The organism is Balneolaceae bacterium (genome assembly GCA_034521495.1).
Taxonomy (GTDB): domain Bacteria; phylum Bacteroidota; class Rhodothermia; order Balneolales; family Balneolaceae; genus Rhodohalobacter.
Window position 1 is genome coordinate 92,095 of the sequence record JAXHMK010000010.1, and the last position, 24,431, is coordinate 116,525.

Consider the following 24,431-nt stretch of genomic DNA (forward strand, 5'->3'; position numbering starts at 1 on the left):
TTGATATAAATACTAATTAAACATGAAAACCATGAAACATCTTATTCTTACACTCTTTTTAATAAGTTTTTGTACAACTGCTGTTCAATCACAAATCAATTCACCTGAAGATGACCCCTTGAGAGTTATCGCTATTTTTGCACACCCGGATGATGCAGATTTCAAAATGGCGGGTACAGCTATCCAGATGGCTCAAGCGGGGCATAAAGTGAAATATGTATCTATTACAAACGGAAATGCCGGTCATCATGAGATGGGAGGAGGCGTTCTCGCAAAAAGACGCCGGGCAGAAGCGGAAGAAGCTGCCAGAAGAACAGGTATTGAAGAGTACGAAGTTTGGGATAATGATGATGCCGAATTAATGCCAACACTCAAGATCCGCCAGGATGTAATTCGTGAAATCAGGGAGTGGAATGCGGATGTGGTACTTGGGCTACGCCCGAATGATTATCATCCGGATCACAGAAATGCGGGGAAATTAGTGATCGATGCATCTTATATGGTGATTGTACCGAATGTAGTTTCCGATACACCTCCGTTGGAAAACAATCCTGTGTTCTTGTATATGCAAGATGGATTTACAAAACCCAATCCCTTTAGTCATGATATAGTTGTTTCCATCGATGATAGTTTTGAGCTGAAAGCACAGGGACTGGATGCCCATGTCTCCCAGGTGTATGAGTGGATGCCTTGGACAATGGGAATGCTGGACCAGGTACCTGAAGGGGAAGATGAACGATATGAGTGGTTAAAATCCGTTTACCTGGGCCGCGAAATTTCGGATGCACAGCGAGCCGGACTTGAGAAATGGTATGGCGCCGAACATGCTGCGGAGGTAGAACATGCCGAATCATTTGAGATTGCCGAATATGGGCATTATCCAACGGAGGAAGAGATTCGAATGATTTTTCCAATGCTGGATTAAGGTCAACTTCGGTAGTCTTTTCCACGTGACAGGATCAATAAATCAATTAACGGTCAATTTGCTAAAGAGGCCACAAAAACACGAAAAATTTTGTGATTTCTTGTTTTTGTGGCTGCCCAATAGACGATACTTTTTTAGATTGTAGCAATAGTAGGGACTACCGGGTTTGTCTTCCTTATAAAATCCAATATAAACAACAATTTAAAGCATAATGAAGAATTCCATTTCAGCTATTGGAATTGATTTTGGAGCCACCAATGTACGTGTGGGATTGGTGAAAAACGGGGAAATCAAATCACTCAAAAAAAGAAAACTGCCGGATGACAAATCTGTTGATTCGATCGTCTCTGTAATGAGCGATATGATTGGTGAGGTAGATGTTGAGGTGAAAAAAGTTGGTATTGGTGTGCCGAGTGTCGTTGATTCAGAAAATGGAATTGTGTACGACGTTCAAAATATTCCCGGCTGGGAGGAAGTTCATCTCAGACAAAAACTGGAAGAGAGTACCGGTAAAGAGGTTTTTATTAATAACGATGCAAATTGCTTTGCCTTGGGAGAATACTATTTTGGCGGTGGAAAAGGGAAAGGAAATCTTGTTGGATTGGTGATCGGAACCGGTTTTGCCGGTGGCATCATCATTGATGGAAAACTTTATGAGGGACGAAATTGCGGGGCTGGTGAATTTGGAATGATTCCCTACAAAGAGTCTATTCTGGAGCATTATGCAAGTGGCAGCTTTTTCCCCAGGCAACTTGGGTTGATAGGTGAAGAGGTGTATGAAAAAGCCCTGCAGGGGCACCATGATTCGATAGAGGCTTTTGAAACGCTGGGCTCTCATATTGCAGAAGCTGTTAAAATGGTACTTTATACATACGATCCGGACTCCATTGTGCTGGGGGGCGGTATCAGCCAAACTTTTGATATTTTTAAAGATGCATTCTACAAAAGATTAGAGACCTACGGATTCCCTAATTCCCTGGACCATGTTGATATTTCCATCTCAAAAACCGAAAATGTGGCTGTTCTTGGAGCTGCAGCTTTAACTGCTGATTAATTCTGATATCATGAATCGATCGCTTCTCATCTTTTTTGTTTCTGTATTCATTGCATTTTCATTTCATTCAAATAGTTTTGCTTCGGATACGGTTACCATTCATGTAAAAAAAGCTAAAGCTGATATACCGGTTAAGCTTGGAATTCCATTTCCCAAAGGTGCACTCTATTCGCCGGACCATGTTCGGGTTTTAAATGCAGATGGGGAAGAGATTGTATCACAAACCACACAGGTAACCACGTGGATGCCGGCCGATCCAGGTGTAAAATGGCTTTGGATATTCTTTTTTACGGATGAATCAGACGAATACACTATTGAGTATGGAGAGGACGTTCGGAAAACGGTTGAGATTGGGAATCCAATAGTTTTTAAAAATAATCAGCGGGACAATGGGTTTGCTGAGATCGATACAGGTCCCTTGAAGTTTCGAATTGAAAAGGGTGGATCAGGATTTTTTGATTCAGTTGTACTGAATAGCGATGGTACTGGAGTTTCGAAACAGGATACAGTTGCAACCGGTATCGAGGGCAGGGGCTCATTCATGGATTATATCAACGAAAATGGGCCGGACAGTTCCAAAGCTGTTGTTAAGCAGCATTTCATTGAAAAAGGATCGGGGCCGCTGCATGCTGTAGTTCGTGTTGAAGGTGAGTATCAATACAATAGCCCGGAGCATGAGGATTCGCCGTTTGTAACATACATCCATGCGTATGCCGGAAAATCGTATCTGAAAGTTTTTCACACCATTACATATACCGGGAGGCCGGATCAAAGTGAACCCCTGGAAGGTAAAGAGTTCCCCGAAATTGCAACCCAATCGGAGTTGATTGTTGATGAGGAAAAACGACAAAATGATGAAGGTTTAACAAAACCATACGATATGATTGAGCGTGCCGGTTTTGGGTTGAACTATAACCTGGGTGGTGAAAAAATATTTCGGTCAGAATTGCTTGATGGTAATTGGTGGGAAGAGGGAGAGTCTGTTTTTGTAGAAAAGAACCTAACAGATGAAACCAATTATTCTGTGTTTCAGACCGGGCCCGATCCAACGATGTCTTCCGACGATACAAGCTCAACCCCGGAAGAGCGAATTTCCGGATTTGAAGCCAACATTTCGGCTGATGGAGCGGCTGTTGAACAAAGCCATAAAGCGGCCGGATGGATGAGTATTTCAGGGGATCGGTTTGGTGTGAGTATCGGGATTCGGAACATGTTTGAGGAATATCCCAACGAACTGGCTGTGGATCTTGATAACGGTAGAGTTTATGCATATTCCTGGAGTCCAAATGAAGCCCCGATGAGCTTTGAACGGAGTGTACCCCAATATGGCATGCCGGGAAATTTTGCGACAGGTCTGACCAAAACAACTGAAACCATTTTCTACTTTCATGAGGGGGATAAGTCACTGGCTGAAATCAAACAAATCATGGATTTTGTGCTCGATCCACCTGTGGCAAATGCCGATCCGGGATGGTATGGCGCTTCCGGCGTATATGGAAAATTCTCTGATGCAGATAACAACTTCCCTGAATTGGAGCGAAGCATGCAGTATAAGTTTGATTATATGCTTTTCAATCAAAACTGGGAACCGTGGTACGGTATGTTCAACTACGGTGATGTAAAGAATTACTACTTCCGTGAAAATTGGTACCAATGGGCAAATAACGAGCCTGCTCAGGATTTTATGTGGTGGACAAATTTTATGCGAACCGGCGATCCTGAGATGTACGAAATGGCACAGGCTGCAAGCCGCCACAGCATGGATGTGGATAATACACACTGGCCGCGTATTGAAGAATATCGGGGAGATACCAATAGTGCCTTAGATTGGTTCATGCATAAGAAGCAAACAGAGGAGTCTCCATATCTTGGAATGGGCCGGAGGCATTCCGATAGTCACTGGACGTCGATGCTTTCTGCCCATGTTTGGGTTCCCGGTTGGCTGGCTTCTTATTACCTGGATGGATATCACCGTGGGCTGGATGTTGCCCGAATGACCGGCGATTATTATATACGGCGAATTTTTGGAGAGCACGGGCTTACGGGACGAAGATTGTATCTGTCGATTTGGAATCTGGCTGAATTGTATGATGCATCAAAAGAGCAAAAATATCTTGATGAACTGAATGACCGGATCGACCAACTTCTAACTCTCCAAAAACAGCAGGGGGGACGCATGACGATTGACCGGTACGGATATTCCCAAAATTATCTTTCACACGGACTTACCAAATATCTCCAGATGTTTGACCGCCCGGATATCAAGCGTGCTTATCTGACTCATGCAAGAAGTATCCGGGATGTTCCGCCGATTGATCACGATTATGAGTCATTTTTATCGAGTATTCATCCGCTGATAACAGCATATGATTTTACGGGTGAGAAGCAATTTTTAATAGAGGCCTGCCAACGATCCTCTCATCTTTTGGTTGATCAAATGCCCTCTCCGATAAGCGATTCAAATTCACAGGCACAAGTTCAAACTGCGATGGAAGAGGTGAGTCATCTGCCAATGTCGCAAAGTGATTCCTTTTTTAGTCAGCGGCTGCCCGTATGGAGTTTCTCTATGGGGCTGAGGATTTTCGGCTGGACGCACGCATATAGCGTTCCAACTATGATTGACAGGCTGGAAGGTATAGATGACCTTTCCGAATTTTCATCATGTGTTAAGTAACTATTGGTGGACAAACCATCGGCTGGCGATTGCAGTTTTCGCCTGCCGGATTATATGGCCCGGAACCCAAGAATTCGAGCCGAGGTGGACTCGACAGCCGATGCGTCCCTTCTCCGCCTGCTGGCGCAAGTGTTAAGCGAAGCGTCACTTGTGCCCCTTACCTTTTGCAAAAAGCTTGGCACAGGTGACATCCTTGGCTTACTGCTTGTAGAAAAAATTTTACCAACAAGAGATTATCTAACTTTATCCCAATTTAAACTTTGAAATGCCGGTTTTAACCCCGAAGCGTTGGAACCCTCCTTATAAATGAAGGAGGTATCAGGGATGGTTATTCTCCCCTGGAGGGGAGTACGGCGAAGCCGGGAGGGGTGTCATCCCTCTGCTCTCTCCGATTGGCGCAAGTGACATCCTCGGTTTACTGATTGTAGAAAAATTTTTTCCAGCAAGAGATTATCTAAATATATACAAATTCAAATTTTAAAAGCCGGATTTAACACTTGCGCCAGTTTGGGAGAGACTTGAACGAAGTGAAATCCTGCAGAGTTCGTGCTTCCCTTTCAAAACATATCTAATCGTAGATCAAACTGTGCAACTGCCAGGAATCTGAAAAACACAGATGCTTTGGCAGGTTGCTAAACAGGTATAATTACTGAACCCAGTCCGGGATGACTCCTGTCTCAATCCCGAACACATATGCAAAGAAATAATAACTGGCTAAGGCAAGCAAAATCGAAATAATGATATTGAGCCAAAAACCGGCTTTAGCCATTTGCGGTATCGATACCTTTCCACTTCCATAGATTATTGCATTTGGCGGAGTAGCCACCGGCAACATAAACGCACAGCTTGCCGAGATTGCTGCCGGAAGTATGAATAACAAAGGATTTTGCCCCATTCCTATGGCTGTGGAAGCGAGAATCGGCAGGAAAGCAGCTGTAGTTGCTGTATTACTTGTGATTTCTGTTAGAAAAACTACGATTAGAATTACTGAAAAGACTAAAAGGATGATTGGGAATACTGACAGGCTTTGAACACTTTGGCCAATCCAGGCAGCAAGGCCGGAGGAACTGATGGCATTCGCGAGGCTCAAACCGCCGCCAAACAGGATCAGAATTCCCCAGGGGAGATCCCGCATATTATCCCAGGAAAGCAACTTATTATGCTTTTTTTCTCCCGATGGAATGATGAAAAGAACTACACCTGCTGCAATAGCTATCCCTGCATCAGAAAGGCCGGGGATGATGTTGGAGATTAACGGCCTGAAAATCCACAATAAAGCCGTACCTGCAAAAACAGTTGCAACCCGTTTTTCAGGAATTGTAATGTCACCTATCTTTTGCAATTGTGATTGAATAACATCTTTCCCGCCCGGCAGTTCTTTTAACTTGATCGGGAATACAAGTTTTGAAAGGATGACATACATCAGAGGTAAAAGAACCAAAGCCAACGGAATACCGATACTCATCCATCGAACAAAGCTGATTTCTACAGAGTAATTTTCGAGCATAAAACCGGCAAAGAGTGCATTGGGCGGCGTTCCAATTAAGGTTGCAATTCCGCCGATATTACAGGCATAAGCAATGGCCAGAACAAGTACGATTTCGAAATTTGTTACAGAAGACTCTCCGGATTTTTCCTGATCGGTGAAGTGGAGCACAGAAAGTGCTATCGGCAGCATCATCAAAGCAGTAGCAGTGTTACTTACCCACATGCTCAAAAATGCCGATGCAATGATAAACCCGATTATGATAGACGAGGGTTTTACCCCAACAAAGTTTATGATTCTCAATGCAATTCGTTTGTGCAGATCCCAGCGCTGCATGGCAATAGCGATGATAAATCCACCCATAAAAAGAAAGATCAATGGATTTGCGTAGGGTGCAGTTGAATCTCCAATTGATGTAATTCCCAAAACGGGCAGCAGTACAATAGGCAGCAGAGAAGTAGCCGCGATGGGGATGGCTTCCGTAATCCACCAAACAGCCATTAAAACAGCTACTGCGGTGGTCTTCCAGGCAACAGTACTCATACTTTCTGGTGATGGAAGGAGCAGTATAACAATAAATGAAAAAAGCCCTGCGTAAAGTCCGCTTTTCGAAAAATTTAGTTTAAACAACAATGATGCTTCAAATCTTTAGATTGATGGTACAATTAAACATGAATTATGAATTCGTTAAAAATTGGAACTGAAAAAGACACCTCTTTACGTAGGAGGATTGACTCTTATCCGGATGATCATGTCACGTTAAATTATAGATAATATTTTTTCACCACACTCCCCTTTAAAAGCTGGTAGACTGAAAAAGTGCTTTCATCATATTGTGGTAGGAAGATGTGAGCTGAACCGACCGGCGCTGCATCATTCGCTCCATCGCTTCAACGGCTTTTTCAAAATGATAAGGGACAATTTCACTTCCGCTGACCCAGCTGAATGAGGGTACAAATTTTGGAGGATATTTGTCAGAAAACAGGTTGCAGCAAACACCGCAAAGTGTTCCGGTGTTCATCATGGAGTTGATTCCCGTTTTACTGTGATCTCCCATAATGGTACCGATAAACTGCTGCCCCGTATCGAACTGTTTTTGAGTTTTCCAGTCAACAACTTTTACTGTGCTGTAATTGTTTTTCAGGTTTGATGTATTTGTATCGGCTCCAATATTACACCATTGACCGAATACGGAGTTTCCCACATATCCGTCGTGGGCTTTATTGCTGTAGGAGTGAAAAATGGTATTAGCAATTTCTCCTCCAACTTTACAGACGGGGCCTATGGTTGTGTCTTCGTATATTTTTGCCCCCATTTTAACGACAGATTTTTCACAAATTGCCGAAGGACCCCGAACTATTGAGTTCGCCATAATCTTGGCATTTTTACCAATGTAAATCGGCCCTGTATCGGCTAAAAGCATAGCTCCGGGCTCAATATTTGCATCTTTTTCAATAAAGATTTCGTCCGGGTTAGTAAATATAGCATGTGGGTAATCTTGCTCACTTCTTGCAAAATTTTGTTTCAAAAGATCAATATCCCGGCGAATCTGTTTGCCATTGATCTGAAACAATTCCCAACTGTTTTTTAAGATGACCAGACTGTTTGAATTCAAATCTGTAGTTGTAATATCGTCAAGATCAATACCAAGTTGACTCCATTTTTGATGGGTTTCATAGGTCAGAAGGGCAGCAATCAATTGTCCGTCAGAAACAATTCCTTCATTTTCACCTAAATTAGTAACAGAATCTGCAATGGATTCGGATGGAATAAAACGCGGATTGATCCAGAGGGCTTGTTGATGTGTATCGGTTAGAGTAAACTCATCAAATACACCCTTTAAGTGATTCCGAAGAATTCCTTTTGGTGTATGTTGAGTCACATTCAGAACATTGATCCATTTTTCGCCAAGTGTTAGAATACCAACTCTTAGATCGTAAACGGGGCGGGTGAGTGTAAGCGGATGGAAATTTTCGAGAAAATCATCTTCAAAGAAACAACACTCGGTTTTCATAATTCTTAGTTTGATTGTTTTATTCCTCAGATAAGTTGTGTTAAATTAGGCAATTAAATAAAATAGTTTAAAAAAATATCATTATGTGCGGAATAGTTGGATATGTGGGAGAAAGAGACGCCAGTGACGTATTACTGAAAGGTTTAAAAAGGCTGGAATATCGCGGATACGATTCAGCCGGATTAGCCCTGGTGAATGGTGGTCTTCACTACAAAAAAGGGAAAGGAAAAGTTGATGGCCTTGCAAAGAAAATAAAGCAAACTTCCTTAGAGGGTAAGATTGGAATTGGTCACACCCGATGGGCCACTCACGGCGAGCCGAATGATATCAATTCGCACCCACACCTGAGCGAATCCGGTAATATTGCTGTGGTACATAACGGCATTATTGAAAACTATACCACGCTCAAAAAACAACTCATATCAAGAGGAAAAACCTTTCAAAGTGAAACCGATACAGAGATTGTTGCACAACTTCTGGAAGAGATCTATACAACATCTCCACAGGTTACATTTGAAGAAGCTATTCAGTTGACACTTAAGCAAATTGTAGGCACCTATGGCCTTGCAATTGTTAATAAAGATATACCTGATACAATTTTTATAGCCCGAAAAGGGTCACCGCTACTACTCGGTATTGGTGATAACGAAATGTTTATTGCATCCGATGCATCTCCAATTGTGGGTTACACGAACAAAGTTGTGTACCTGGATGACGGCGAAATGGCTACAATTAAAAAAGACAGTTACAATGTAAAAACCATTGAGGATGTTGAGCTGACAAAAGAGGTACATGAACTGGCTATTAGCATAGAAGAGATTGAGAAGGCCGGCTATCCACACTTTATGTTAAAAGAAATCTTTGAACAGCCTCGTTCAATTGCCGATTGTATGCGGGGCCGGGTAAATGCAAAAAACAATTCCATACAGCTTGGTGGAATTGAGGATGTAATGGATGATCTTGTGAACGCAAAACGGATTGTAATTGCAGCTTGCGGAACCAGTTGGCATTCAGGTCTGGTGGGTGAGTATTTGATTGAATACCTGGCCAAAACTCCGGTTGAGGTAGAATACGCCTCAGAATTCAGGTATAGAGATCCACTGATTGGAGAAGGAGATGTAATGCTTGTTATTTCTCAAAGCGGGGAAACGGCCGATACCATAGCCGCCCTGAGAGAAGCCAAACAACGCGGTGCTCTGGTTTTAGGGATTTGTAATGTAGTTGGATCAACGATTTCCAGGGAGACCGATGCCGGTGTTTTTACTCATGCAGGACCGGAGATTGGAGTGGCATCCACAAAGGCATTTACAGCCCAGGTTGTGGTTTTAACAATGATGGCGCTCGCGCTTGGCAAAAGGAAAGGAGTATTGAGCCAGGATGAAATGACAAGTTTTATCCGGGAGTTATCAAAAATTCCCTCAAAAGTGGAATATATATTGGAACATATTGACGAATCTGTCCAAAAAATGGCAGGTTTGTTTACTTACGCACCAAACTTTCTATATCTGGGGCGAAGCTATAATTTCCCCGTTGCACTCGAAGGAGCTTTGAAGCTAAAGGAGATCTCATATATCCATGCAGAAGGATATCCCGCAGCAGAGATGAAACACGGGCCGATCGCTTTGATTGACGAAATGATGCCTGTGGTTGTGATTGCCGCTACAGATCATACGAACGAGAAGATGATCTCTAACATTGAAGAGGTAAAAGCCAGAAAGGGACGAATTATTTCCATAATGAATGATGAAAATTCAGATGTAATGGACCTGTCTGAATTCCATATCTCTATTCCCACGACCAAAGACTGTTTTACACCGCTTCTTACTGTTATTCCATTGCAATTGCTTTCCTACTATGTAGCTGTTAATCGAGGATGCAATGTGGATCAGCCGAGAAACCTGGCTAAAAGTGTAACTGTTGAGTAGACAAATATTTATTTTTACAGGGTTTTAAACCTCAGTCAAATCTCAGGATATTTGTATATCTAACTATAAATGAAGTAAGTGTGAATAACTTTTTTGGTAAACTGGATAAATAAAGTGAAGAGCAATCCAATTTTCCCAAATATGATCTCATAATCCATATTCTTCAAACTATAAATATTATTTTTCTGAGAAGTCTTTAATGTGGATAACTTGATTTTAACCATATTTTTAGGTACATACACTTATCATCTAAACAGGTCAAAACATTCTGCTCTAAAATGAGAAATTGGAAATCAATTCTTTTTAAAGTTGCATTGCTCATTGTTATTATAATTGTGGCTTTTACAGGCTAATTATTTAGACATTCGGGACTCTCTCTTAACTGCTTAAAAACTTATCTACAGCAAGAAAAATTGTAGATCTGCAATCAGGTTTTGAATGTATGTTCCATTTTTATGTGTAAAATGCCATCCACCGGGTAAGGATCACTGATTTTTTTAAAACCAAGAGACTCGTAAAATGCTTTGAGATAGTTTTGTGCTTCAATTAATACTTTGTCAACGTTTCTTTTGGAAAGTATTTTCATACACCGTTGTACAACTTCTAAACCGTATCCCTTCCCTCTGTGTGATCTCTTAACAACGATTCTGCCAATAGATGGCCGATCAAATTTTTTTCCAGCTGGTACAATTCGGGAGTAGGCAACAATGGTTTCACCATCCTTCAAATAGATATGTTCGGAATAGGGGTCGATATCATCAATATCTTCGTAAATGCATTGCTGTTCGATGATAAAAACATCCTGACGAAGCTTTAAAATTTGGTAGAGTTCCATTGCGGAAATCTCTTCTAAATTTGTAGCATGAATCCACTTCATAATCAAAACTTTATAATAAATGCTGCGTATTGACAAGAAACATTAATTAAACATCGAACCTATGTTAAAAATATTAATCATCAATAGCATTGTAGTTTTTATCGGTGCTTACCTGCTTGAGGGCGTAAAAATAAAAAATTTCTGGACCGCTATCGGGGTTGCTGTTTTACTCGGTTTGATTAATATGTTTATCAAACCACTGATATTGTTACTAACACTGCCACTCACCATACTTACCCTCGGTCTTTTTGTCCTTGTGATTAATGCCTGGATTCTTATGGTTATTGATAAAATGATCGACGGGCTGACGATCAAAGGTTTTTGGTGGGCCGTTATCTACAGCATAATTATTTCGGTTCTCAATTCCTTTCTCTTTTGGATATTTTAGAGACTTCAGATACCGGAATAGTTAATTTGCCACAAAATCTCGTGATTTTATTCTTGTCTACGATTTTGTGGCTTTTTTTAGCCTCAGTTGAGTCACCTTTTTTGAGAGTCTATTCAAAAACATCTTAATGTTTTCATATCTTCGTATTCAGTTATCAATTGTATTGTTTTATCTTCTCTTAGTAGATCTATGGTTTCAAAAAAAGTAGTAGTTAAGAACGAATCCGGGCTTCATGCTCGTCCGGCTTCAACTCTGGTAAAGACCGCTTCAAATTTCAAATCCGATTTTTTTATTAAAATGTATGGATACAAGGTCAATGGTAAGAGCATTTTGGGGGTGATGACCCTGGCAGCAGAATCAGGTGCCGAGATGGAGTTGGTGCTGGAAGGTCCCGACGAGGAAGAGGCATTGGAAAAAATATCAGATTTATTCGAGAATAAGTTTAACATGGAAACATGAAAGACGTTCACACAAAAGTATTTTCGGGAAGGCCTGCCGCACAAGGAATAGGTATTGGTAAAGTTTGGCAATTAAGAGAGGCAGATACAAATGTACACCCCCAGAAAATTTCTGAATCACAAGTTGAGGAAAACATTCAGAAATTTTTAAAAGCCCGGGAATTAGTATGCACTGAATACGAAAAACTGAAATATATTCCTGAAGAAGATGATCTTGAAGAAATTATTAATGCCCAGATTCAAATACTTTATGATCCTGAAGTAACTTCTGCTGTTAAACAAAAAATAGAGGAAGAACACTTTGCTGTTGAGTATGCTATTTTTAATACACTGAATAATTATATCCAGTTAATGGAAAATTCAGGGTCTTCCTGGGCTAAAGACCGAACAATTGATATTGTCTCTATTCGTGATGAATTGATACGCGCAACAAAGGAGAAGAAAAAGGGATATGCGGTAAAAGAGGGTGAGATTGTTTTTGCAGGTGAAGTATCTCCAACGGCAATGGTTCAATTGAGCCGGAATAAAATTGCCGGACTCGTAATGGAAAAGGGAGGGTTGACCTCGCATGCCGTAATTTTGTCCCAATCGCTCGGAATTCCCTGTGTTATTAACGTGCACTGGAATCGTTATGATATTCAGAATGGTAGTGATGTAATCATTGACGGTACAACCGGTCAGGTGATTATAAATCCATCCTGGAAGCAGAAAGAGGAGTACAAGCGGCGCAAGGAAGATGAGAGAAAGAGATTTGAAAAAGCGCTGGAGTGGGCAAAAAAACCGAATAAAACAACATGTGGAACTGAGTTTTCTCTGCGTGCAAATATTGAATTTCTGGAGGAACTTCCGAGATTAAACACCCATGGCGCTGAAGGGGTTGGCCTGCTTCGGACAGAAACTGTACTATTTGAAAGTGATGAGTTTGACGTTGACAAACAGATTGCATTTTATAGTAAGGTGTTAGAGGCTGTTCGTGAACACTCGGTAACAATCCGTCTGTTTGATGCCGGCGGCGATAAACTTCTGGAGGATGCAGAGTTTGAGGATAATCCGTTTCTTGGGTGGCGGGGTGTACGTATGCTGCTGGATAAGAAAAATTTCCTGAAGAATCAGATAGAAGCGATCTTCCGTGTTTCCGGAAAGTTTGATAAGGAGGTAAAGATACTGATCCCTATGGTTTCACGAATGGAGGAGATTCACTCTGTAAAACAGGTCATTGAGGAGGTTAAAGCGAATCTTCTTGAGCAGGAAATACCGTTTAACGAAAATATCCAGCTTGGGGTAATGGTTGAAGTTCCAAGCATTGCACTGATGTCTGAACAGGTAGCACAGCATGTTGATTTTTTTAGCATTGGAACCAATGATTTAACCCAATATACCCTTGCCGTTGATCGGGGAAACGAGAAGATTTCTCACCTTTTTGATAGTTTTCACCCCTCGATCTGGAAACTAATAAAAATGACAAAAGATGCTGCCGATAAACATAATATACCGGTTGCTATATGTGGTGAGATGGCTTCTAAACCGGAGGCGGCCGCTTGCTTACTCGGGTTAGGAATCAAGGATTTAAGTATGAATACCGGTTCTATTCCAATTGTAAAATCTGTGCTCTGCAGCCATAGTTATAAAGAGATGCATGAACTTTCAGAAAAAGTTCTTTCTGCAAAAGATCTTGACGAAGTACATGAGTTATTAGATGAATGGCGTGTTTTGTAAAATCCGATGTTCTTAAAGGCTTTTCATATTTTATACTTCATTCTTTAAATGGGAAACGCTACCATGTCTTATAGAATTGATTATTATAGACTTTAACTTAAATAATTAATATTTGAACATGTTATTATATTAATTATATATTAAATTTCATTTTAATTCATAATAAAATTAGGTAAATTTTCATTGATCAAATTTATAATACAATGTTTTATTAATCATGTTAGAAAAAAACTTTACTCCTAAACGAACAATCTGCAAAGTAACTTTTTCACTTCCGAAAGAATGGGCTGAAAGTGAAGTAACGCTTGCCGGAGATTTTAATGACTGGGATGAAAAAGCCGATAAATTGGAACTTAAAAAAGATAAGTGGACCATTACCAAACGCCTCAAACCGGAAAATACCTATCGGTTTAGATATCTGATAGACGGCGAAAAATGGGAAAATGACGACGACGCTGATAAATATGTTTCAAATGAGTTCGGAACAGAAGACAGTGTTGTAGAAATAGGTAAATAAATTTATGTCTGCCAAATTCGATGTAGAGCATTTCAACCATATACTTCAAACATCCTGGTTGGGACAAGAGTTTATCTACCTCGAAAAAACAGATTCAACAAACTCTTACTTAAAAGGAATACCATCCCATGAACTCACCCATGGGACGGTCACCTTAGCAGATCATCAGGTAAAAGGGCGGGGACAATACGAAAGACAGTGGGAAGCTGAGCCGTTTAAAAATCTCACATTTACAATTGCCTTTCGCCCTAAGGTGAGTGACCGGCTTAATTTACTTTCACTTGCCGTGGCATTTTCTATAACAGATGTTTTGGATGAGTTTGTTGATAAATCTGTATCTCTAAAATGGCCGAATGACATTCTGATAAACGGGAAGAAAGTTGGAGGACTTTTGACAGAATGCACGTTTAACGGATCAAAGCCGGATCGTGTTCTGATAGGTTTGGGATTGAATGTGGAACAAAATCAATTCAGTACTGAAATAAGACACAAAGCCACTTCATTGAATAAGGAGACCACTCAGCCGATATCAAGAGAAAAACTTCTGAATAAACTTCTGTTGGCTATAGAAAATATATATCTGCGATGGCACAAACAGGATGAAAGTTTAAGGCAGGATATCAGCAAGAAAATAATTGGTTACGGTGAATGGGTTGAAATTGATATCAATGGTGTAGTACCTAATCAGAAATTTAAATTTATCGGGGTTAATCCGAATGGTGAATTATTGATGTTGAATGAGCAGTTAGATGTCAATAAATTTATATATGAGCAAGTTCGAATCATCACCGGTCACCAGGGAGTTCAGGAAACAGGTACGAGCACATCTGTCTGAATCAAATATTCGTGTCGTAGCCGGCGTAAGTGGCGGGCCAGACTCTATGGCCATGCTTTACCTGTTGCATCGATTTGGCATAGATACAACTGCGGTGCATTGCAATTACCAATTGCGCGGTGAAGCTTCAGATAAGGATCAGAAACTTGTGGAAGAGATCTGCGCATACTGGAATATTGAATGTGTTTCAATGCGGCTTGATTCATCCGAAACGGACGGCAATTTCCAGGATTGGGCTCGAAAGCGGCGATACCAGGCGTATGAAGATATAAAAAAAGAGTATAACGCTGATCTTATACTCACAGCTCACCATGAAGATGATCAACTCGAAACCATACTCCAGAAAATACTGAGGGGTTCGGGGATAGAATCATGGAAGGGAATGCAGGTATTGGACAATGAACTTTTTAGGCCCTTACTAAAGATTTCCAAACAGCAGATTATGGAGTTTGTCCAAAAGTTCAATGTACCATACCGAATTGACCGCACGAATGAAGAATCTACATATGCACGAAATTTTATCAGGAATCATTGGTTTCCTGATTTAAACAGGCTTTTCCCGGGTTGGAAGCAAAATTTACAGAAACTTACAGATCGCGCGGAAGAGTTTGGACTCATGTCTGATTTAATTTTTCAGCAAGTATCAAAGAATGAGAAAAAGTTACACAGGGAGAAGATTCTTGAGCTTGATCCTAAGATAAGAGCGACAATTCTGCTTCAGTTCTTCAAAAAAAATGTTGACAATATTGAGGCCAGCCGGGGATTTTTGGAAACCAACAGAAAACTTGCAGATCTGCAAAGTGGAGCAAAGCTTCAAATTTCAGACAACTATTATTTGATTCGCGACCGGGATTTTTTCAAAATTGTTGATGATTCAGAATCAACCGAATTATATGAAAAAATTGATAAGAACCGGTTAGAATCTTCTTTGATCATAGCAGGCTGGAAATTCTCCATTAAATCACCACCTGAAATTTATTCGGATCAAGATTTGCATCTGGATCTGCATAAAGTTGAATTTCCGATAACACTACGAAGATGGAAGAATGGTGATTCATTTCAACCGCTGGGAATGGATGGAACACAGCTGGTATCAGATCATTTAACAAATCGAAAAGTCCCATCATCAAAGAAAAAACAAGCCTTGGTCCTGGAATCTTTTGATAGAACTCTTTGCGCTGTTATATTCCCCAATTATTCGAATTTAACCGAATTGGGCACTATCTCAGAAAACGTTCGCTGTACACCTTCAACACAAAAAACGTTAACAATTACAAAGAAAAACTAACATATGGATCTCTATCAGCCTGAGTATGTACACATCAATGGAGAGGAATTTAGGGTATATTTAACACACGAAGAGATCCAACAGCGGATTCAGCGCTTGGGAGAGAGAGTCAGCCAAGATTATAAGGAGAAGAAACCCATATTTATTGGTGTGCTTAACGGGGCATATATTTTTCTTGCCGATTTAATGCGGTATGTGACTATTCCCTGTGAGGTGGATTTCTTAAAACTCAGTAGTTATGGTGATGAAAAAGTTTCATCGGGGCAGGTTCGGCAACTAAAGGAGATCGATGCTAATTTAAAAAACCGCCACGTAATATTGGTAGAAGATATAGTTGATACCGGATTGTCTATGAAGTACCTGGTGGACAAGGTAAATCAAATGAATCCCGCTTCTCTTTCAGTTGTTACTATGCTCCACAAAACAGATGCAACCCGTTACGATGTTCAGATAGATTATGTGGGTTTTAAAATACCAGACCTTTTTGTTTTGGGGTATGGTTTGGATTACGCCCAAGAGGGAAGAAATTTAGCTCAGATTTACATTCTACAGAAAAAAGAGCAGAGTGAAAAGAAAACGCAATCTTAGGTTGCAAAGGCCCACAAAAGCTTCCTATATTTGATGCTCTTTGAGAATTACAATTTGATCGTTTGGAGAGGTGGCTGAGTGGTCGAAAGCGCTCCCCTGCTAAGGGAGTATACCCCTAACGGGGTATCGAGGGTTCGAATCCCTCCCTCTCCGCTCAGGCGTGTTGATTATATTAAATATCATCACGCCTTTTTATATTTTATCAAGTGAGTTTACCTGACCCATCAAGTCTAAAATTTATTGCAACGTGTTTTCAATTTTTGAGCTGATCCCGCCCGTTTACATTCCGCTGTTTATCTTTTTTGCCCGAATTTTAGATGTCAGTTTAGGCACACTTCGTATCATGTTTGTTTCGAAAGGAATGCGCGGAAAAGCCACAATACTTGGTTTTGTTGAGGTACTGATTTGGATTGTGATTGTTGCTCAGATTTTTCAAAACCTTGACAACTGGCTCAATTATGTAGCATTTGCCGGAGGTTTTGCAACAGGTACATATATCGGGATGTATATCGAGGAGAGAATGAAAATGGGGGTTCAAATCTTCAGAATAATTGTAGGTGAAGAAAGTGAAATTCTGTTTGAAAAATTAAAAGAAGCTAATTTCAGAGTAACCACGATCGACGGAACAGGAAAGTACGGCCCGGTTAAAGTTTTGTTTACCGTAGCAAAAAGAAAACGCTGGCATGATCTTGCAGAGATTGTCAGCCGGTATGCACCGAATGCATTTTACTCGGTAGAAGATGTTAAACATGTCTCCATGATGGATGAGGAAGTATTTCCACAAAAACAAGACTTAATTTCCAGAATGCTGAAATTGAAAAAGGGAATTTGAGAAGCTGATTAGCCCGCATTCTCATCGGTTTGCCAAATCCCGTGTTTGTTTCTATCAATATCGGTAAACGAGTAAAATGACCGCAATGGAGGATTTTGGAACCAAATTTTTACCACTGTTTTTTATATTGGCAATCTTAATTGAATTTTCCACAGGTTGATCCGGGTTCCGTTATTAATGAACCGTTAATTTCACGCCCATCTTGTTTACCAGTTTTGGTTAATTCAATACTTCACTTCACCCTATTTCAAAACTCCCTCCAGGAACTTTTTTAAGAAATTGATTGATTTTTCGGGTTCGCCCCTGATATTCCAAGGTGAACAATGCGATTATCTTTCTTCTGTTCTGTTTGATTGTTGATTCTGAATGACATTAAACAATCAGTAATTACGCATCTATTTAAACAAGAATCTGCATTCTTCAATAATTCAAAACAAATCAGGAATTTTATGAAACTAATAACCAATTTTTTCCTGTGTATTGTAATCATTGCAATGTACGCTTGCAGTGAAAATAAAAATCAGGACCAGGCTTCAACTAATAATCAATCTCAAATAACACCACCAACCTTAGAGGTAATGGCGGCAGATTATGCTTTTCAGGCACCGGATACCATTCAATCTGGTTGGACCACATTAAGACTGATCAACAATCGTGGTATGGAGATCCATGAACTGGGCCTGGCTAAACTACCGGACGGTAAGCATCTGGGAGATTATATGAATGAGATTATGCCGGCATGGGAAACGATTATTGAGAGATTGCAAGATGGAGAAATTAATGCATCTGAAATTGGTTCAGCTGCTTATGAAATGCTCCCCGAGTGGAATTCAGATATCGACTATGTAAAATCAAGAGGAATGATATCTCCGGGTTATACAACAGAGAATATTATGTACCTGGAACCGGGAACCTATATGATTGAATGCTGGGTGAAAGATGCCGACGGAAGAATACATATATCAAATGGGATGATTCGTGAATTAACGGTTTTGGATGAGGCAAATAAAGCAACTGCTCCGCAAGCAGGTTATTCAATCTCCTTGACAGAAAATGGAATTGAAACGGAAGAATCCATAACCGAAGGAAGACACGTTGTGGGTGTTGATTTTGCGCTGAATGAGAAGGATCAACTTTTTTATGATGATGTTCATCTGATTCGTACAGATAATGAAACCGATTTTACAACTATTAATGAATGGTTGGGATGGTATCAAGTGGGAGGATTACGTGCACCGGCACCGGCTGAATTTCTGGGCGGTGCCGATGTGTACGGCTCTCTGCCGTATGGCGAAAAAGCATACTTTACCGTAAATATTGAACCAGGTGAGTATGCATGGGTTGTTCATTCACCGATGGGAGAACCGATCTTTGAGAGGTTCACGATCGAATAATTATTTCTTCTGATCTTCAAGGTTCATTCCTTTATGCTTTTTACTTGTTCAAAAGTTCTGCTTTTGGGACAGACTCGAATGAAAGCTCCGCTTCTCATAAAACTTGAATAGCATATGGTATCTGAAGTTGTGTGTTGAGAAGAAAGCTTCTGATTTAGCTTACATTAGGTGACCTAAGAACTTTATGATCACTACATAAGCTATTAATGCTGATGATGTGGTGAATCCCTATAATGTTCGCGAAGCAAATCCTTCCCAAAATCACCATCAAAATCCCGCCATACGGTATGAATGTGGTTGGCATCATCCTGTGTATTGTCGAACTCTATCAGGAATGTTTTCCCTTGAATACGGTAGTAGTGAGGTTCACCTACATGTGTGGCACCAGCCCAGGCAAATTTGATCTGGTTAAATTCCTCATTCTTTAGATTTTCATATCGTTTTTCGGCGAGTTCTTCAGGCATGACTGAGAGATATTCATTGATGATATCGAGCAATAATACTTGCTGATTTTCATTCAATTCGTCCATCGTAATCCCTTCAAACGTAAGCGGACCCGTTTCGGTAGCTACATTGGTAACAATCTCCCAAAACGCCGTTTCCAAAAAAATTGCTTTATCGAGCTGCTCATCAGACATCGATTGAATCAACTCGATTCCCATATCTTCCTCTTTGTGCAAGGCTGTTTTTTCTCCTTCTCTTGGACCTTCGGGTATAAGAGAGGGGCGAGCTCCTAAAAATCTTGGAACCATCGAAACATCGCCTTCAACTACCGTGAAATTTAGTGATATATGATGTCCTTCAAACGACCAGGCCCATTTATCATCATTATCAGGTTCACCATAAAAAGTGGCGTAATAGAGTTCAGGGTCTCTGAAATCCGGGTTGTTTTCAATTTCGGCGAGCACATTTTCAAGCTCCATGATAGATTGGGTTTTGTCGTAACCAGTTTCGCTCAGGAATTCCTGCAGGACGTCAAAAAGCAATTCTTTTTGATTGTCATCAAGTTCTTGCAACGGAATTCCTGGTCGCGGCCACATGGCTGCCGGCAGAAAATGCCAGGTGTGTCTTGTTAAATCATTAAACGGTTTTTGGGCTTTTTCAAGTTGTTCTTCATTCAGAGAATCCAAAAACTCGATAGCAGGATTGTCTGAAATGTTAACAGGAGCAATTGAGAGTAAAAGTAGAAACAGTGCTGATATAAGGTATTTCATTGGCAGACTTTAAGTTATAACATCGATTAGTTCAATTGAATGTAAACTAAACTTTTCAAACCGCCCAATGAGAATTTCTAAACAGTACATTTGATCAATCACCATGCAATGTTACAACCAGTTTTCTTGATCCGCCCCTGTTTCGGTGTTCACAAAGATAAACTCCCTGCCATGTTCCAAGATTGAATCTTCCATTGGAGACAGGAATTGTAACTGAATGACCTAAAATAGAACTTTTCAAATGAGAGGTCATGTCATCAGATCCTTCAAGAGTGTGTTCAAACATCGACATATCTTCGGGAACCATCCGGTTGAAGTGAGTTTCAAAATCTCGTCTCACAGACGGATCGGCATTTTCGTTGATTGTCAATCCCGCGCTGGTATGTTTGATAAAAATGTGAGCCAGGCCCGTTTTGATCTCACTCAGTTTATCGAGTTTGGAAGTAATCTCATTCGTAATCAAATGAAATCCTCTGGATTTCGGGGAAAGCGTAATCTCTTTTTGATACCACATTTCAGTTGACAGTTTTACTAAAATTTCAAATAAGGCTATGAATAAACTATAATATCTTTACCTGAGACCTGAGACCTGAGACCTGAGACCTGAGACCTGAGACCTGAGACCTGAGACCTGAGAAATTGATCACCCAAAAATTCCTTTTATCACTCCGCCTTCGTGACTAATGGTTTGACCGGTTATGTATCCGCTATGGGGAGAAAGCAACCATGCAGCTAATGACGCCAACTCTTCAGCTTTGCCCATTCGGCCAACCGGAATATTTTTTTCCATTTTTTTCTTGGCTTCATCATAGGATACTCCCTGTATACTGCTGTTATTTTTGATGACACGATCAATAGCAGGTGTTTCATGCGCTCCGGGTGCAATTACATTGACTGTAACTCCATCTTTGGCTATTTCAAGTGCTAACGATTTTGCAAATCCTACTACGCCTGCCCGGAATGAATTACTCAAAACCAAAGAGGGCAGAGGTTGTTTCACAGACTGACTTTCAATAAAAAGCATTCGTCCATATTCCTTCTCTGTGAGAATGGGAGCGAGCCGGAGGGCCAGATCAATTTTCCAACGCATAACGAGCTGCCAGGAAGAATCCCAGTCTTTCATGTCGGTTTCAAGAGGAGTTCCGGTTGGCGGTCCTCCGGCATTGAACAATACCCCATGAAAATCACCGGATTTTGCGGCGTTTTCAATCCGGTCGATGGTATCCTCATAAATTAAGCTACCCTGTATGATGTCAATTTGACTCTTGAAGTGGTCAAACTTTTCACGAAGCAAATCTCCGCGGCGGGCAATAAGTATGGCTTCTGCCCCTTCGATTAGTAGCTGACGAGCTACAGCTTCGCCAAATCCACTGCTGGCTCCGCATATAATGAATTTTTGATTAGTAAGCTCTAAGTCCATGTTGTTAACCTGATTTTTTTGGAAGATTAAGCTATAAGTTATCAAACAATTCCAACACAAATAAATGAGAGTTGGATGAGATCTGAATCCTTATAAATATTTTTTACTCATTTGCTCAGCGGAAACAACTCGTTTAATTGTAGAATCATTTGTGCTGTAAACCTGATTTTCTTTTGTGTTATGACTGATGTTACAACCCATCCCAATAATATTTTTTTCACCAATTACAGTATCATGTTGAATAGCTGAATTCAGTCCAAGAAAAGAGTAATCTCCTATTTTTACGCCGCCCCCTATTGTGGTGCAACTCAACATCACATGACTGCCAATGTTACTATGGTGCCCAATCTTTGAGCCAAATATTATTGTGTTGGATCCTACTTTAACAAAAGGTTGTAAACTGGTAATCCCGGAGATCAAAACATTTTCGCCAAATTCTAAATCACTATAATGAGTAACACTTTCTGTAATATGGCTGATCATAGAATACCCCATCTCTTTTGACTGGTTGTATATTCGTTCTCGTACATAATTATTTCCCACTGCAATGAATAATTTGAATTCGTAAGGATTGAAGGTTTCCAAAAGTTTTTCAAAACTTACAATAGGTACTCCTTTAAACTCGCTGGTGTCTGTTTTAAAGTTCTTTTCTACACAATATCCCGCAATGGTATGGCCGGTTTCTTTCTCTAAAAAGGTGGTGACTAATTCGGAGAGTCTACCAATACCAAAAATAATTACTTTAAAATGTTTGTTTGAAGATTTCATCGGTTTTTTAACTGAAAATAATTTATTGAATGTAATACGAATTGAAGTTAAATAACTGTATCTTTAAGGCTTTCCAATTTTTAATAACAGTTAGTTCAATACAATGTCAGAACAATTAAGAAATATCGCCATTATTGCTCACGTAGATCACGGCAAAACAACGCTGGTAGATCAGATGTTGAGGCAGAGTGGTACATTCAGAGAGAATCAACAGGTTGCAGAGCGCGTTATGGACTCCGGCGATCTTGAAAAAGAGAAAGGGATTACCATCAGTTCCAAGAATACCGCTGTAAAATGGAAAGACACAAAAATAAATATTGTGGATACGCCGGGTCACGCAGATTTTGGGGGAGAGGTAGAACGGATTCTCAAAATGGTAAATGGTGTAATTTTGTTGGTTGATGCCGCCGAGGGACCACTTCCTCAAACAAAGTTTGTGTTGAGAAAATCGCTGGCACTCAATTATCAGCCAATTGTTGTGATCAATAAAATTGACCGAAAGGATGCCCGACCGGATGCCGTGTTAAATGAAATTTTTGACCTGTTTGTATCACTTGATGCATCGAACGAACAGCTTGATTTCCCGATTCTCTATGCTATAGGCATTGACGGGATTGCAAAAACAGAGCTTGAGGATGAAGGGGAAGATCTGACTCCTCTGTTTGATCTGATTGTAGATCACATTCCACCACCAGAGCAAATTTCCGATGCCCCATTTAAAATGTTGGTGAGCAGCGTGGACTGGAATGATTACGTTGGACGAATTGCCATCGGACGGGTTGAACAAGGTACGATTAAAACCAACCAGGAAATTGTTTTGATGGACCGAAAGGGAAATCATAAATCTAAAGCAAAAGCCACGAAACTGTTTACATTTAACGGACTGAATCGTGAGCCTGTTGAAGAAGCCCATGCCGGTGATATTATTGCAATGGCGGGTTATGAGGCTGTTGAAATCGGTGACACTTTAACTCATATTTCTGATCCCACTCCTATTGATTATTACGATATCGATCAGCCCACTATGGCCATGTATTTCCGGGTTAATAATTCTCCGTTTGCAGGTAAAGAGGGAGATTATGTGACATCAAACATGATCAAAGATCGGCTGCAAAAAGAGATCCGAACCAACGTGTCTATAAAAGTTAAACAAACTGAGAATCCGGATATTTTTAAAGTATCGGGACGTGGAGAATTACAGCTTTCCATTCTTATTGAAACGATGCGGCGCGAAGGATTTGAATTTGCCGTTTCGCGACCGGAAGTGCTGTACAAAGAAGTGGACGGAAAACTACTTGAACCTTTTGAGGAAGTTGTGATTGATGTACACGCAGATTACAGCAATAAAGTGATCGACAATATCCAAAAAAGACGCGGTATTATGACCTCTATGGTTCAGGAGGGAGATAATCATCGGGTGGAATTTAGCGTACCATCCCGCGGATTAATAGGTTTCCGGGGTGAAATGCTTACAGAAACTCGCGGAACCGGAATTATGCACCAGCAGTTTTCGGAATATAAAGAATACGCCGGGGACATTCCGGGCCGAACACGAGGTGCTTTGATCTCGCTCGAACAAGGCGATGTAACGCCCTATGCGTTAGAGGGGTTGCAGGATCGCGGACAATTTTTAGTTCAGCCGGGTGATCCGGTTTATGAGGGGCAGGTTGTTGGAATCAATAACCGAGTGGATGATTTGGTAGTAAATGTTGTAAAAAAGAAGAATCTGACGAACCATCGTGCTACACAAACAGCAGATTCAGTTAAGATTTCCCAGGCCAAAAGAATGACGCTTGAGCAGTGTATTGAATTTATTGACAATGATGAGCTGCTTGAAGTAACTCCCAAAAGTTTGCGAATTCGAAAGCTATATCTCGATCACAATGAGCGTAAAAGAGCCGAGAAAAAGAACGAAGCTGCCACCCAATTATCATAAATAACAGAAGATAAATGGTTTTACAGGAGGTTCAGTCGAAAACGGCTGGACCTTTTTTTTGGAAATATTTTCTTTCGTTAAAAGGAATTGATGATTCACCTGCATTGTTGTTTGGTAGAATC

Annotated in this window: 21 protein-coding genes and 1 tRNA gene; 15 read left to right on the plus strand and 7 right to left on the minus strand. The window is 40.5% G+C overall.

The annotated features are described in order from the left end of the window. The first annotated feature begins 31 nt into the window (after positions 1–31). The 3 genes from U5K72_09235 to U5K72_09245 all read left to right on the plus strand — a co-directional run bounded on the left by U5K72_09235 (position 32) and on the right by U5K72_09245 (position 4,653). Positions 32–925, plus strand: a complete 894-nt coding sequence (locus U5K72_09235; GenBank protein MDZ7718985.1) for a PIG-L deacetylase family protein — start codon at positions 32–34, stop codon at positions 923–925. Positions 926–1,136: 211 nt separating this feature from the next. Then, a complete protein-coding gene (locus tag U5K72_09240) occupies positions 1,137–1,979 on the plus strand; it encodes an ROK family protein (GenBank protein ID MDZ7718986.1) in 843 nt (280 codons plus the stop codon). 10 nt (positions 1,980–1,989) lie between these two features. After that, positions 1,990–4,653, plus strand: a complete 2,664-nt coding sequence (locus U5K72_09245; GenBank protein ID MDZ7718987.1) for a hypothetical protein — start codon at positions 1,990–1,992, stop codon at positions 4,651–4,653. Positions 4,654–5,299: 646 nt separating this feature from the next. Here U5K72_09245 and U5K72_09250 read toward each other — a convergent pair. Both U5K72_09250 and U5K72_09255 read right to left on the minus strand, forming a co-directional pair. After that, the gene (locus U5K72_09250; protein MDZ7718988.1) at positions 5,300–6,772 is read right to left on the minus strand and encodes an SLC13 family permease; all 1,473 of its coding nucleotides are present in this window, start codon (positions 6,770–6,772) and stop codon (positions 5,300–5,302) included. Positions 6,773–6,935: 163 nt separating this feature from the next. Further along, a complete protein-coding gene (locus U5K72_09255; GenBank protein MDZ7718989.1) occupies positions 6,936–8,153 on the minus strand; it encodes a putative sugar nucleotidyl transferase in 1,218 nt (405 codons plus the stop codon). 83 nt (positions 8,154–8,236) lie between these two features. Between U5K72_09255 and glmS the strand changes: the two genes are divergently transcribed. Continuing rightward, positions 8,237–10,078 (plus strand): glutamine--fructose-6-phosphate transaminase (isomerizing), encoded by a 1,842-nt coding sequence (gene glmS / locus U5K72_09260; GenBank protein ID MDZ7718990.1) that lies wholly within the window; start codon positions 8,237–8,239, stop codon positions 10,076–10,078. A gap of 427 nt (positions 10,079–10,505) precedes the next feature. On the opposite strand, the gene U5K72_09265 is transcribed toward glmS, so the two are convergent. After that, a complete protein-coding gene (locus U5K72_09265) occupies positions 10,506–10,955 on the minus strand; it encodes a GNAT family N-acetyltransferase (protein ID MDZ7718991.1) in 450 nt (149 codons plus the stop codon). A 61-nt stretch (positions 10,956–11,016) separates the two neighbouring features. On the opposite strand from U5K72_09265, the gene U5K72_09270 reads away from it, so the two are divergent. The 10 genes from U5K72_09270 to U5K72_09315 all read left to right on the plus strand — a co-directional run bounded on the left by U5K72_09270 (position 11,017) and on the right by U5K72_09315 (position 18,971). Further along, on the plus strand, positions 11,017–11,343 hold the full coding sequence (locus U5K72_09270; GenBank protein ID MDZ7718992.1) for a phage holin family protein: 327 nt from the start codon (positions 11,017–11,019) through the stop codon (positions 11,341–11,343). 189 nt (positions 11,344–11,532) lie between these two features. Then, positions 11,533–11,802: an HPr family phosphocarrier protein gene (locus U5K72_09275; protein MDZ7718993.1), complete on the plus strand. Its 270-nt coding sequence runs from the start codon at positions 11,533–11,535 to the stop codon at positions 11,800–11,802. Further along, a complete protein-coding gene (gene ptsP, locus U5K72_09280; GenBank protein ID MDZ7718994.1) occupies positions 11,799–13,517 on the plus strand; it encodes a phosphoenolpyruvate--protein phosphotransferase in 1,719 nt (572 codons plus the stop codon). The genes U5K72_09275 and ptsP overlap by 4 nt, the downstream gene beginning before the upstream one ends. A 217-nt stretch (positions 13,518–13,734) precedes the next feature. Beyond that, a complete protein-coding gene (locus tag U5K72_09285; protein ID MDZ7718995.1) occupies positions 13,735–14,034 on the plus strand; it encodes an isoamylase early set domain-containing protein in 300 nt (99 codons plus the stop codon). 4 nt (positions 14,035–14,038) lie between these two features. Then, positions 14,039–14,869, plus strand: a complete 831-nt coding sequence (locus U5K72_09290; protein MDZ7718996.1) for a biotin--[acetyl-CoA-carboxylase] ligase — start codon at positions 14,039–14,041, stop codon at positions 14,867–14,869. Next, a complete protein-coding gene (gene tilS / locus U5K72_09295; protein MDZ7718997.1) occupies positions 14,802–16,157 on the plus strand; it encodes a tRNA lysidine(34) synthetase TilS in 1,356 nt (451 codons plus the stop codon). Before U5K72_09290 ends, tilS begins: the two co-directional genes overlap by 68 nt. A gap of 3 nt (positions 16,158–16,160) precedes the next feature. After that, positions 16,161–16,745 carry a hypoxanthine phosphoribosyltransferase gene (hpt, locus tag U5K72_09300; GenBank protein MDZ7718998.1) on the plus strand — a complete coding sequence of 195 codons (585 nt, stop codon included), beginning with the start codon at positions 16,161–16,163 and terminating at the stop codon, positions 16,743–16,745. A 64-nt stretch (positions 16,746–16,809) separates the two neighbouring features. Then, positions 16,810–16,898 (plus strand) — tRNA-Ser (locus U5K72_09305). A gap of 94 nt (positions 16,899–16,992) precedes the next feature. Continuing rightward, positions 16,993–17,577, plus strand: coding sequence for a DUF2179 domain-containing protein (locus U5K72_09310; GenBank protein ID MDZ7718999.1), 585 nt, complete (start codon positions 16,993–16,995; stop codon positions 17,575–17,577). Positions 17,578–18,026: 449 nt separating this feature from the next. Next, positions 18,027–18,971 carry a hypothetical protein gene (locus tag U5K72_09315; protein MDZ7719000.1) on the plus strand — a complete coding sequence of 315 codons (945 nt, stop codon included), beginning with the start codon at positions 18,027–18,029 and terminating at the stop codon, positions 18,969–18,971. 203 nt (positions 18,972–19,174) lie between these two features. Here the strand turns inward: U5K72_09315 and U5K72_09320 are convergent, their stop codons facing one another. The 4 genes from U5K72_09320 to U5K72_09335 form a co-directional block, all read right to left on the minus strand. Then, positions 19,175–20,185: a DUF3500 domain-containing protein gene (locus U5K72_09320; protein ID MDZ7719001.1), complete on the minus strand. Its 1,011-nt coding sequence runs from the start codon at positions 20,183–20,185 to the stop codon at positions 19,175–19,177. Positions 20,186–20,279: 94 nt separating this feature from the next. Continuing rightward, a complete protein-coding gene (locus U5K72_09325; GenBank protein MDZ7719002.1) occupies positions 20,280–20,699 on the minus strand; it encodes a secondary thiamine-phosphate synthase enzyme YjbQ in 420 nt (139 codons plus the stop codon). Between the two features lie 129 nt (positions 20,700–20,828). Next, the gene (locus U5K72_09330; GenBank protein ID MDZ7719003.1) at positions 20,829–21,605 is read right to left on the minus strand and encodes an SDR family oxidoreductase; all 777 of its coding nucleotides are present in this window, start codon (positions 21,603–21,605) and stop codon (positions 20,829–20,831) included. A gap of 90 nt (positions 21,606–21,695) precedes the next feature. Continuing rightward, the gene (locus U5K72_09335) at positions 21,696–22,373 is read right to left on the minus strand and encodes a hypothetical protein (protein ID MDZ7719004.1); all 678 of its coding nucleotides are present in this window, start codon (positions 22,371–22,373) and stop codon (positions 21,696–21,698) included. Positions 22,374–22,476: 103 nt separating this feature from the next. Between U5K72_09335 and typA the strand changes: the two genes are divergently transcribed. After that, positions 22,477–24,309, plus strand: a complete 1,833-nt coding sequence (gene typA, locus U5K72_09340) for a translational GTPase TypA (protein MDZ7719005.1) — start codon at positions 22,477–22,479, stop codon at positions 24,307–24,309. Positions 24,310–24,431 lie beyond the last annotated feature (122 nt).